Here is an 11,426-nt window from a genome sequence, read left to right on the forward strand (position 1 = left end):
GCCGCTGCGACAAGGGTTCGCGGTTGAATAGCCGGCTTCGATGAGGCATTTCTGAAATGAGCGGAAGAATCCGGCGCAGCCGGCCTCCCACCAGCCACGAAAGGAAGCGGACCCCGCAACGCATGGCAGTCAGGCAATGAACTGGAGACGCTATTTCTGGCCGGTCGTCGGCATCGCGGCGGTGATCTTCTCGCTGCTGCTGCTCTGGCACGAACTGCGCGGCATTTCGCTCGACGATGTATGGGACGGTATCACGGCCATTCCGACCCGCGGCTGGATCCTTGCCGCGCTGAGTTCGATCATCGCCTATGCCTCGCTCGCCGGCTACGATCACATCGCGCTTCTGCATATCGGCAAGCGCGTGTCGTGGCTGTTCGTCACGCTGTGCTCCTTCACCACCTATGCGCTGTCGCACAACATTGGCGGTTCGGTGTTCTCGGGCGCCGTCATCCGCTACCGCGCCTACGGTACCAGGGGCCTGACCGGACAGGATGTCGGCGTGCTGGTGGCGGTCTGCTGGATCACCTTCGTGCTGTCGACGATTTTGGCCTCGGGCCTCGTTCTGGTGTTCGAGCCTGAGATACTCGACCGATTTTCCGGCATCGCCCATCATGGCCTGTCCGAAGCGGCCGGTATCGCGATGCTGCTGCTCGTCGCCGCCTATGTCTTCGGCAGCTGGCTGCATCTGCGCCCGCTGAAGATCGCCAGCTTTCAGCTGCATTATCCGGCGCTGCCGATCGTCGCCCGGCAGTTGCTGATCGGCCCGATCGAACTGCTGGCCGCCGCCGCGATCATCTTCTTCGCCCTGCCCGCGGCCCACAATCCCGGCTACTTCGTCATACTGGGCGTCTTCCTCGTCTCCTTCTCGATCGCGCAGATCTCGCATGCGCCGGGCGGACTCGGCGTGTTCGAGGTGGTGTTCCTCGCCGGCCTGTCGGACATGGATCCGGTCGGCGTGCTGGCGGCGCTGCTGGTGTTCCGGCTGTTCTACCTGATCGTCCCGCTGATTCTGGGTCTGGGCGTGGTGTTGTTCTTCGAACGCTCGCAGTTCAGCCGGACGGAGCCTTGAAGGCTGGAATTGGACTGGGCGCCGCGCGCCGGCATCTGAAGTGTGGCGTCCTGTCGAAACGTGCCATTGAAGCACAGAGCAGGCTTGACTATTTTCCGCTGGCGGCTACAAGGCAGCGCTCACAGCGGCTTGCCCGCTCGGCCCGCACGGTTTTCACGTTTATCGTGATATTCAAGATCGTGCCTGCTGGGGAATAGGTTAACGGTAGACCCACGGACTCTGACTCCGTTAGTCCTGGTTCGAATCCAGGTTCCCCAGCCACTCCTCTTCTCTCGATCAAAACAATCACCAACGCTCATCATCGTGAAATGCTCCCTGGCGACCACCTGACGGGATCCCAGCTATGGTGGGTTGCGGCGGGGTGACATTTATAGGATCGTCAAAGGATCGAAATTATCGAAGGAAGAACGGAATGCGCGCTTTGGTCTTCATCGGATTTCTGATGTTCGTTACTTTCTTGGTTGGCTGCACGACAGACAAGGGGAATGCCAGTCAAACCCAGACTGCGGAAGACAAGGCGCAGTGTACCGGCTTTGGTTTTAAACAAGGCACGGATGCTTTTGCCAATTGCATGATGAAGCTTTCGTCGCAGCGACAAGGCCAACAGCCCCAAGATCACGATGCACTCCTTCGCCGGTATAAGTCCTTAAGTATGGCTCGGCGCGGTGATGATCGGTATCCTGTATGCAGCGCCTCCGACATGGACAATGAACTCGATACTTCGGCAAATAAATGGATTGGCCCCAATTGCCAGATGGCACCAGATTAAGCGAGTGGAGTGCTGTACCAGCGACCCCGTCGAACGCGCCAAGCGTGAAATTCAAGACACCGCCAGCAACACCAGTCGATCCGACGAGCCGGCATATTTATTCCGGCGTTCGCCGCATCGCGCGCCGTGTCGTCACTTACCCTGCCTTCCTGTAGGCCGCCTCGGCTGCGTGATTTCCTTCGATGAAGCCGAGGCCGATTCCGGTCGCGCTCCACTCCCGGCACCCGGCCTCTGCTACATCGAGGAGCATGGAGCAAACGCGTAATGGTCAGTGACAGCCGATTCATTCTCGAACGCATCAGCCAAGGCTGCGTGACGCTCTCCGACGACGAATTCGTCATCGACAGGCTGGTCAAGTATTTCGGCAATGGCAGGATCCGCTGGCACGTCGAATTCCGCGGGCATCGCATCGAGCTGACGACAGGCCAGCTTAAGAAGCAGCCGACCTTCCGCAGGAAGATGCTCGAACAGACAGGGGTGCTGCCGCCCCAGCGTGCCGGGACCAACTACAGGCGATGGGCACTCGATCTGAGGAAGAATGCCGTCGAGCTTCCTTGGCGGGATAGGCCGGTGGATAGCGGCTTCGCCATCGACAGGCTCGCCAGCCACGGCGACGGGCGCTGGACGGTCGAATATCAGGGCAAGACCATCAAATTCACGACGACGAAACTCCGCAGGCAGGTGAGTTTCCGCAAACGCATGCTGGCCAAGGCCAAGGTGCTGCCGCCCGAGTTGACCCCGGCTGCCTATCGGAAGTGGATGGACTGGCTCATTCAAAACGCCACCGAGGCTGCTCCGCAGGCCGGCGATGCCTTGATGACCGAGAAAAGCTGGCTTGACGACCTGCCTGAGCTAGCCGGCTGGCAAAATGAAACGGTGCCCGAAGAGACCGGCTAAGGGCGGTAGTATCCAAATGCAAGCAGCGATGGCACTCGTTGCGTTTGCCATGCCTGCCAGTTTCGGCACACATTGATGGCGAAGGAGTCTGACCAGAGCTGGCTCGCTGGCAATCAGAATTGAATGAGACCACATGGACCGCTTCGACCTCGGCACCTACCGCCGCCCCATCTCCACTCGCTCGACAGAAACCCAGCGTTGGTTCGATATTGGCCTTAACTGGTGCTACGGCTTCAACCATGAGGAAGGCATCAAGTGTTTTGAGAAGGCGCTCGAAACAGATCCGGACTGTCCGATGGTGCATTGGGGCATCGCCTATGCTGCCGGACCTTTCTACAATCTGACCTGGAAGGAACATGGCGAGGCCGAGGCCGACAGCGCGACCAAGCGCTGCTTCGAGCATGTCCAACTGGCCAGGGCCAATGCGGCTTCCGCCAGTGAGATCGAGAAGCGGCTGATCGAGGCGCTGGCCGCCCGCTTCCAGAAGCCACACCGGGTGAGCCTGGAGGAATTCGAACGTTGGGATGACGCCTATGCCGCCGCGATGCGGCTTGTGTATCGGGACTTTCCCGATGACCATGATGTGATGGCACTGCTGGTCGAAGCACTGATGATGCGCACGGTGCGGCGGCTGTGGAACCTCAAGACCGGCGCGCCGGCGCCGAATTCCGATGTCGTCGAGGCGCTCGACGTCTGCGAGCGGTCGATCCGGCTTGCCGATGAGGCCGGCGCAGCACAACATCCGGCGATCGTCCACCTGCACATCCATCTCCTGGAAATGTCCACCATGCCGGAGCGCGGCATGCGGTCAGCGGATCTGCTCGGCGAGATGTGCCCCGATGCCGGGCACATGAACCACATGCCGGGGCATATCTATGTGCTGTGCGGCGAGTATGAGAAAGCAAAACGCGCCAGCGAAAAGGCGGTGCGTGCCAACGACCTCTATCTCGCCTATGCCGACGAGCCGACCTATTATTTGCTCGGCTGCTGCCACGATCTGCATCTGATGATGTTCACCTGCATGTTGTCGGGCCAGCACCAGCCTGCACTGTGGGCCGCCGACAGAGTGCGCAGCCTGGTCGCGCGCGACGTGGTCGCCATCCAGGGCCGGCCAAAGCTCACGCAGACGGTGGAAGGCTACCATGCGATGAAATCGCATGTGCAGGTGCGCTTCGGCCGCTGGCAGGAGATCATCGACGAACCGGTCACCGAGGAGCCTGGCCTCTATGTGCTGACGGCGGCCATGCAGCGCTACGCCAAGGGTGTGGCGCATGCGACGCTCAAGCATTTCGCTGAGGCTGAACGTGAGCGCGAAGAGTTCCATCGGCATCTGAAAGGCATTGCGCCCGAGCGGCGCTTCCTCAGCAACCCGGCGCAAGCTTCGCTGGCTGTCGGTGCCGCCCTGCTCGACGGCGAGCTCGCGTACCACCAGGGCCGGCATGAGGAGGCGTATGGCCATTTGCGGCAGGCGGTCGAGCTTGACGACAATCTGTCCTACACCGAGCCGTGGGCCTGGATGCACCCGCCGCGCCATGCGCTGGCGGCGCTGCTTCTCGACCAGGGTCACGCGCAGGAAGCAGAACAGGTCTATCGCGACGATCTGGGCCTGAGCGGCACGGTGCAGCGCTGTGCCCAGCATCCGAACAATGTCTGGGCATTGCACGGGCTTGTGGAATGCCTGAAACGGCGCGGCGAGACCGATGAATTGCCGACATTGCAGACAAGCCTTGCAGCGGCGCTGGCCAAGGCGGACGTACCGATCACCTCGTCCTGCCTGTGCAGGACGAGCGCGCAGCAAGGCTGCTGTCACTGACGCGAAGTCTGCCTGTCGCCACTGTTGCGGCCGATCGGCTAGAGCAATTCCAGGAAAAGTGTGAAACGGTTTTCCATCCGGAATTGCGTCAAAACAAGGAGTTAGAGCGGGTCGCCGTTTCCGTGAAACGGTGAACTGCTTTAGCCAAACAAATTGTCGACCAGATCGTCGTTGGCGGTGGAAACCTCGCCGCCCGGGTATGTCACCTGCCGATCAGCCGAGGCTCCATGCTGCGTCGCCCCACGCCTTCGATCAGCACGGAACAGTCTATCTCATCGTGAAGTTGGGCGTTTGGGTCAGACGAAAGCCAGGAAGCATAGGAGCGAAGCTGCTTGAGCCTGGCTGTTTTCTCAAGCCGTGCCTGGCGCTCATCCTCGGCTGGTTGAGCCGGTCCTTTGTTCTTCTGGGCAGGAAATTGCATCCTGGCTCTCCTCGGTCACCGAGCCTGTGGAGACGGACTCAATCGGGCGTTGGCCCGTTGTCGCTCCGGTCTCTGCGGTTCTGAAGCCAACACATGCGCTGACGGGAGTCGCCATTCATCTTGATGATGGCGGACCCTTATCAACAATGCACCCGCGCCACCGCCGGGTGCTCCTGGTCCGGGTTCACTGCGCGCACGGCTCGGCAGTCGGACGCAACTGCAGGAAATGGAACCAGATCGGCCGTGCGACGTCATAGAAGCAGGTGCCCATACGGGAGTGTGACCTCCATGATCAGGCTCGTTCTTGTCGCGGTCGCCATGCTCGTCATCGCATGCGATGCAACGGCGGCGGCAAAACTGGACGCGGCCGCCGTCAACAACGCCCAATTTGACGGCAGCGAAGCGAAAGGCGTCAGTGCGACCGTGCTGAAGGCGCAAATCCTCCTGGATCGTGCACGCTTCTCGCCAGGCCTGATCGATGGCCGCCAGGCGGAGAACTTCACCCGGGCAGTCAGTGCGTTCCAAGCGACCAACGGATTGCCTGCCGACGGCAAGCTCACCCGCGAGACATGGGACAAGCTGGTCGCGACCTCCTCGCGCCCCGCGATTGAGACCTACGATTTGACACGCAAGGATGCGCATGGGCCGTTCACCAGGCGAATTCCGGCGCGCATGGAGAGGATGGCCCGCCTGCCCAGGCTGGCCTACCACAATGCCCTGGAAAAGATGGCGGAGCGCTTCCACATCAGCGAGCAACTGCTTGAACGGCTCAATCCCGGCATCGGCTTCAGGAAGGCGGGGCAAAAGCTGCTCGTGCCAGCTGTCACCCGAGGTGATCCGCCGCAAGACATCGCGAGCGTCGAGGTCGACAAGAGCGCTCGCCAGGTTCGGGTGCTTGACCCTTCCGGCAAAGTGCTTGCGACGTACCCCGCCTCGATCGGAAGTCAGGAGAAGCCCGCGCCGAGTGGCCAGGCGGAGGTCAAACGCGTGGTGCACCACCCAACCTATCATTACGATCCCGAGTTTGCCTTCAAGGGAGTGAGGAGCAAGCGCCCCTTCACGATCGCTGCCGGGCCAAACAATCCGGTGGGATCGGTCTGGATCGACTTGTCCATCGATAGCTACGGCATTCACGGGACTCCGGACCCAGGCAAGATCGGAAAGACCTTCTCGCATGGTTGCATCAGGCTGACCAACTGGGATGCCGAAGACCTCGCCTCCGAAGTGCGAAAAGGCACAAAGGTCGTCTTCAAGGACGAAGCGGCAGGATCGGTCGAACAAGGATCGCAGTAGGTAGGCGCTACGGCCTACCCACTTTCGACCGTGTGACTAGTCACACGGTCGTGTGACTGGCGTCGCCGAGGGCGTGGAGCGGCCCCTTACCCCAGCCACTTCTCGTAGTCGGACACCAGCAGATGGATCGGGGCAACGTCTTCGTCGATGTTGGAAAAACGCCCGATCGGTTCGCGAAACACATTGTCGGTGAGATCGTCATTGACGGTGGAGACCTCACCGATCAGCACGTCCTTGCCCTCGGCCCAGAAGGCATGCCAGACGCCGGGCAGCAGCGTGACGCTCTGGCCCGGGTCGAGCTTCAGGAGCCCGCCCGCAGGCAGCCTATGGATGGTTCCGTCGACCGGCACCGAAACCTCGGCCTTGGGATCGATGCCGCCGTCGCGGTCGTGCATGAACAGTTCCAGCACCAGCTTGCCGCCGCCACGGTTGATGATGTCCTCGGCCTTGATGTTGTGGCGATGCATCGGGGATAGCTGATCCTTGCGCGAGATCATGATCTTCTCGGCATAGAGCATGCCCATGCCCTTCTTCATGTCCTCGTAGCGGCCATTGCGAACGGTGAACAGGAACAGGCCGAGTTCCCTGAATTTCTCCTGACCGTAATCGGTGATGTCCCAGCCGAGCCGCGAGGTGAACACCGCCGACGAGTCGACCTGGCGCGCCTTCGCCTCCTGCGGCGACCAATAGGCGAAGGGCGGCATGATGTAGCCGAACGAGCGGATGAAAGCGTCGGCTTCGCGGATGATGTCGTTGATGGCGGAGCGCTTCATGATCATGATCCCTTCGTATCGATTTGTCTGGCAAATCGCATAGCCGAACGTCGATGCGGTGTCGATCCATCTCGCCACCTGCCCGGCCTTGCGCTTAGGCGCATGGACCACAGATCCGCTTCGCTGGCCACGTGACATCGCGGATTTTCAGGGCCATAAATCCCGCGGATTCCTCATGGGGTGAAAGATGATGCCGACCGTCCACGACCTCGATACGCCGTCGATTCTCATCGACGCCGCGCGCGCCGAAGCCAATATTGCCCGCGCCCAGGCGCATGCCGACAGGAACGGGCTGAAGCTCAGGCCGCATATCAAGACGCACAAATTGCCCTATTGGGCGAAGAAGCAGGTGGCGGCCGGCGCCGTCGGCATCACCTGCCAGAAGATCGGCGAGGCCGAGGTGATGGCCGATGCCGGGCTGACCGATATTTTTCTTCCCTACAACATCCTTGGGCGCGCCAAGCTGGAGCGGCTTCTGGCGCTGCACGGGCGCGTCACCCTGTCGGTGACAGCGGACAGCATGGAGACGCTCGAAGGGCTGGCAACCACCTTCACCGATGCCGGTCATCGTCTACCGGTGCTGGTCGAATGCGACACCGGCATGGGTCGCTGCGGCGTGCAGTCGGCCGATGAAGCGGTTGCGGTGGCAAGACAGATCGACAGAGCCGGTGGCCTCGCCTTCGGAGGACTGATGACCTACCCGGCCGCCGGGAAGGCAGCGGAGGCCGAAGCCTGGCTCGCCGACGCCAAGCAGGCGCTGGCCGCATCGGGCCTCGCCTGCGAACGCATCTCCAGCGGCGGCACGCCGGATATGTGGCGCTCCAGCGATACATCTGTTGTCACGGAGTATCGTCCAGGCACCTACATCTATCTCGACCGCTATCAGGTCGCCAAAGGCGTCGGCACGCTCGACGATTGCGCGCTGACGGTGCTGTCGACGGTGGTCAGCCATCCCACCGCGACGCGCGCTATCCTCGATGCCGGCAGCAAGGCGCTGTCCAGCGACACGCTGGGTCTCGCCGATTTCGGCGAGTTGCCCGGCGTGTCGGGAGCGCGGGTGACGGGGCTGAGCGAGGAGCACGGCACCGTCACGCTTTCGGGCGACGGCAAATTGCGCATCGGCGAGCGCGTGCGTGTCGTGCCCGACCATTGCTGCGTCGTCACAAACTTGTTCAACGAGGTCAACCTGGTCGACGGCGACAAAGTGCTGGAAACGCTGCCTGTGGCGGCGCGCGGAAGGATGGGGTGAACTAAGAAGCGTCTTGCCTTCTCACACAAGGGGAGAAGGGGGAGAGCGCTCCGCCTGCCGTGCCGCGACCCTGCGCATGGCAATCACCCGGCGACGGCGGATTTCGGTGCGCATCGCCATCAGGTGCAGCGCGAAGAACAGCACGGTGAAGCCGAGCGCCATGACCAGAAGCGGCCACAGCAGGCTGGGGTCGATGGTGGAGCCGCCCATGCGGAACACCGAGGCCGGCTGATGCAGCGTGTTCCACCAGTCGACCGAGAATTTGATGATCGGGATGTTGATGAAGCCGACCAGCGTGATGATGGCGGCGGCCCAGGCGGCGCGGCTGGCATCGTCGAGCGCACGGGTCAGCGCGATGATGCCGAGATACATCAGGAACAGCACGAAGACCGAGGTCAGCCGCGCATCCCAGACCCACCAGGTGCCCCACATCGGCTTACCCCAGATCGAACCGGTGATCAGCGCCAGCGCGGTGAAGACCGCACCGATGGGGGCGGCTGATTTCAGCGCGACATCGGCCAGCGGATGCCGCCAGACGAGCGTGCCAAGTGCGGAAACCGCCATCAGCGTGTAGCACATCATGGCCAGCCAGGCGAAAGGCACGTGGATGTACATGATGCGGACGGTGATGCCTTGCTGGAAATCCTCAGGCGCGGCAAAGCTCATATAGAGCCCGACTGCGAGGATCAGTGCGGCGATCGTGGCCAGCCATGGCACGACCTTGTCCGCCAGCCCGACGAAGCGCGTCGGGTTGGCGAGATCCATCCAGCTTGTCAGGCGTGAAGTCGTGTCGCTCATGCGGTTCTACATAAACCGCCGCGGCGTTCGGGGCAATCGAGCGGTGGTGTCGCAGGGCTGCAGCGCTTTGCCTTCTCCCCTGTGGGAGAAAGCAGAGACGTGCCTGATCAGGCGGCCGCTTCCTGCTGTTGCAGCACGGTGCGGCTGAGGCGGCGGACCTCCTCGTCGTTGAGCAGGCCGCCAGCGCGCAGCAGGCTGGCAAAGCGGCCATTGCGCAGCGACAGCTCGGTGAAGCCGCCCATCTCGACCACCCTGCCCTTGTCCATGAACACGACCAGATCGGCGTCGCGAACGGTGGTCAGGCGGTGGGCGATGATGAAGGTGGTGCGGTCGCGGCGCAGTTCGTCGATCGCTTCCTTGACGCGGTCCTCGGTCTCGACGTCGAGCGCGCTGGTCGCCTCGTCGAGCACCAGGATCGGTGCGTCCTTCAGCACGGCACGGGCAATGGCGATGCGCTGACGTTCGCCGCCCGACAGCTGGCCGCCACGTTCGCCAACCACCGTGTCGTAGCCATTGCTCTTGGACAGGATGAAGTCCTGTGCGGCAGCCGCATTGGCGGCGGCATGGATCTCGTCATTGCTTGCATCGGCGCGGCCGACACGGATGTTGTCCTCGATCGAGCGGTTGAGCAGGCCGGCATCCTGGAACACCGTGGCGATCGAATGGCGCACCGACTTGCGGGTCACGGTGCGGGTGTCGATGCCGTCGATCAGGATACGGCCATGGGACGGCGAGAAGACACGCTGCAGCAGGTTGATGAGCGTGGTCTTGCCGGCACCCGTCGGGCCCACGATGGCGACGGTCTGGCCCGCCTGCACCTCGAAGGACACGTCGTCGATGCCTTGGCCGGAATTGGCGAATTCAAAGCCGACATTCTCGAAGCGCACATGGCCGGTGACGTTGGAAAGATCGCGCAAGCCGTCCGGCTCGGCGGAATCAGCCGCGGAGTCCTCGAGATGGTAGAAATCCTCGAGCTTGGCACGGGCCTCGGAAATCTGGTTGGCGAAAGCCGACATCTGGTCGAGGCGAGCGATCAGCATCGTGGCAAAACCGGTGAAGGCAATGACGTCGCCGACACCCAACTGACCATGAGTCACGAGATAGGAGCCGATCGACAACACGATCAGCATCGAGATTGCCGATGACAGACGGTGCAAGGCATTGGCCAGCGCCCACCAGTCGAGCACAGGGTTCTGCGCGTCGAGCAGGTTCTTGACGTAGCGGCGCAGCGTATCGGCCTCGTGGCCGAGGCGATTGTAGCTCTGCAGCACCGCAACGTTGCTGACCGAGTCGGTCACATGCGCGAACACCTTGTGGTAGTGGCGCTCGACCGCGGCCTGGCCCGCCTTGGTGCGGCGCATGACCATCCGGCCGATGCCGACATAGAGCAGCCCGAGGCCAAGCAGCACCAGCGACATGCGCAGGTCCATGCTGATCGCGGTCGGGACCAGCAGCACGAGGGCGACAGCCGTGGACAGATGCTGGCGCATGAATTCGAGCCAAAGGCTGAACAGGGTTTCGACGGCGCGCAGCATCGTGTGCAGCGCATTGGAGGTGCCGTGCTGATGGTGCCAGGCGAGCGGCATGGTGATCACGCGCTCGAACGACTCGCAAAGCACTTCGCTGCGCCGAGCATGGGCGAAACGGTCAGCGCCGCGCGCCACCATGACGAAGGCAACGATGTTGAAGGCGCCGAGACCGGCCCACATGACCAGCGTGGTGAAGACAGAGCCACGCTCGGAGATGGCGCCGATGACGCGACCGAACATAATCGGCTCGAGAAGCGCTACGATGGCGAGAGCCACGTTGGCCGAACAGATCAACGCAACGCGTTTCCTGTCCGCGGCCAGATAACCGAGAGCTCGCCAGTAGATTTGCAGAAGGGTCACCCCAGTTACTCCGCCACGCTGTTTATTGTGCACTGCATCATTTTATTCGTACCGGTTGATACGTCGCAAAACAATGGCCGTGTACCCCTTCAGTTCCCTTAGAGCGAACAAAAGATGGCGACGTTCCGAAATCTGCCGTGATCACCTAACGGTTTGAGAAGACAGGTAAAATGTCAGGCATGCGGCGAAATCATGGCAGTTGGCACGTGCTGCCATAATTTTAATCAGCAACAATGTCGGGCGGATGACTGAGGCCGAAATCGCCTTTCGCGAAGTATAAAGCAAAACAAAGCTGCAGGATGCCCTTCCAGGCGAAGGGTGGCCAAACCCTCACCGCTCGCGGCTACTCCTATGGGACGCCTCAAGCCTTTGATTTCATAGACTTCTCAGCGAGATGCCCGTCAACGGCAGACGGCAACGCCAGGCGGGATGGGGCCTCTCATCCGCCCTGGTGA

Annotated in this window: 10 protein-coding genes and 1 tRNA gene; 7 read left to right on the plus strand and 4 right to left on the minus strand. The window is 61.9% G+C overall.

Annotated elements, in window-relative coordinates:
* The first annotated feature begins 136 nt into the window (after positions 1–136).
* The 5 genes from AC0NIL_RS22815 (at position 137) to AC0NIL_RS22835 (ending at position 4,548) form a co-directional block, all read left to right on the plus strand.
* Positions 137–1,069 (plus strand): lysylphosphatidylglycerol synthase domain-containing protein, encoded by a 933-nt coding sequence (locus tag AC0NIL_RS22815; protein WP_275954717.1) that lies wholly within the window; start codon positions 137–139, stop codon positions 1,067–1,069.
* Positions 1,070–1,256: 187 nt separating this feature from the next.
* Positions 1,257–1,330, plus strand: a tRNA-Gln gene (locus AC0NIL_RS22820).
* Positions 1,331–1,481: 151 nt separating this feature from the next.
* On the plus strand, positions 1,482–1,838 hold the full coding sequence (locus AC0NIL_RS22825) for a hypothetical protein (protein ID WP_024505762.1): 357 nt from the start codon (positions 1,482–1,484) through the stop codon (positions 1,836–1,838).
* A gap of 264 nt (positions 1,839–2,102) precedes the next feature.
* Positions 2,103–2,735, plus strand: coding sequence for a hypothetical protein (locus AC0NIL_RS22830; RefSeq protein WP_024505763.1), 633 nt, complete (start codon positions 2,103–2,105; stop codon positions 2,733–2,735).
* A 133-nt stretch (positions 2,736–2,868) separates the two neighbouring features.
* Complete coding sequence (locus AC0NIL_RS22835) at positions 2,869–4,548, plus strand: tetratricopeptide repeat protein (protein ID WP_127384545.1); 1,680 nt, start codon at positions 2,869–2,871, stop codon at positions 4,546–4,548.
* 202 nt (positions 4,549–4,750) lie between these two features.
* On the opposite strand, the gene AC0NIL_RS22840 is transcribed toward AC0NIL_RS22835, so the two are convergent.
* On the minus strand, positions 4,751–4,969 hold the full coding sequence (locus AC0NIL_RS22840) for a hypothetical protein (RefSeq protein WP_127368314.1): 219 nt from the start codon (positions 4,967–4,969) through the stop codon (positions 4,751–4,753).
* A 288-nt stretch (positions 4,970–5,257) separates the two neighbouring features.
* Here AC0NIL_RS22840 and AC0NIL_RS22845 point away from each other — a divergent pair, with 288 nt between their 5' ends.
* Entirely contained in the window at positions 5,258–6,262 is a 1,005-nt protein-coding gene (locus AC0NIL_RS22845) for a L,D-transpeptidase family protein (protein ID WP_473573531.1), read from the plus strand.
* Between the two features lie 86 nt (positions 6,263–6,348).
* Here the strand turns inward: AC0NIL_RS22845 and AC0NIL_RS22850 are convergent, their stop codons facing one another.
* Positions 6,349–7,035, minus strand: a complete 687-nt coding sequence (locus AC0NIL_RS22850; RefSeq protein WP_013532294.1) for a D-lyxose/D-mannose family sugar isomerase — start codon at positions 7,033–7,035, stop codon at positions 6,349–6,351.
* A gap of 190 nt (positions 7,036–7,225) precedes the next feature.
* Here AC0NIL_RS22850 and AC0NIL_RS22855 point away from each other — a divergent pair, with 190 nt between their 5' ends.
* Positions 7,226–8,284, plus strand: a complete 1,059-nt coding sequence (locus AC0NIL_RS22855) for a D-TA family PLP-dependent enzyme (protein ID WP_473573533.1) — start codon at positions 7,226–7,228, stop codon at positions 8,282–8,284.
* A 21-nt stretch (positions 8,285–8,305) separates the two neighbouring features.
* Here the strand turns inward: AC0NIL_RS22855 and AC0NIL_RS22860 are convergent, their stop codons facing one another.
* Positions 8,306–9,082, minus strand: a complete 777-nt coding sequence (locus tag AC0NIL_RS22860) for a heme ABC transporter permease (protein WP_027162453.1) — start codon at positions 9,080–9,082, stop codon at positions 8,306–8,308.
* Positions 9,083–9,189: 107 nt separating this feature from the next.
* Positions 9,190–10,971: a glucan ABC transporter ATP-binding protein/ permease gene (locus AC0NIL_RS22865; RefSeq protein ID WP_013532297.1), complete on the minus strand. Its 1,782-nt coding sequence runs from the start codon at positions 10,969–10,971 to the stop codon at positions 9,190–9,192.
* Positions 10,972–11,426 lie beyond the last annotated feature (455 nt).

The sequence above is a fragment of the Mesorhizobium sp. WSM1343 genome, assembly GCF_055901535.1.

Bases quoted from the DNA above. Each gene is read 5' to 3' on its own strand.
- AC0NIL_RS22815 (WP_275954717.1), top strand. From the start codon at position 137: ATGAACTGGAGACGCTATTTCTGGCCGGTCGTCGGCATCGCGGCGGTG.
- AC0NIL_RS22825 (WP_024505762.1), top strand. From the start codon at position 1,482: ATGCGCGCTTTGGTCTTCATCGGATTTCTGATGTTCGTTACTTTCTTG.
- AC0NIL_RS22830 (WP_024505763.1), top strand. From the start codon at position 2,103: ATGGTCAGTGACAGCCGATTCATTCTCGAACGCATCAGCCAAGGCTGC.
- AC0NIL_RS22835 (WP_127384545.1), top strand. From the start codon at position 2,869: ATGGACCGCTTCGACCTCGGCACCTACCGCCGCCCCATCTCCACTCGC.
- AC0NIL_RS22840 (WP_127368314.1), bottom strand. From the start codon at position 4,969: ATGCAATTTCCTGCCCAGAAGAACAAAGGACCGGCTCAACCAGCCGAG.
- AC0NIL_RS22845 (WP_473573531.1), top strand. From the start codon at position 5,258: ATGATCAGGCTCGTTCTTGTCGCGGTCGCCATGCTCGTCATCGCATGC.
- AC0NIL_RS22850 (WP_013532294.1), bottom strand. From the start codon at position 7,035: ATGAAGCGCTCCGCCATCAACGACATCATCCGCGAAGCCGACGCTTTC.
- AC0NIL_RS22855 (WP_473573533.1), top strand. From the start codon at position 7,226: ATGCCGACCGTCCACGACCTCGATACGCCGTCGATTCTCATCGACGCC.
- AC0NIL_RS22860 (WP_027162453.1), bottom strand. From the start codon at position 9,082: ATGAGCGACACGACTTCACGCCTGACAAGCTGGATGGATCTCGCCAAC.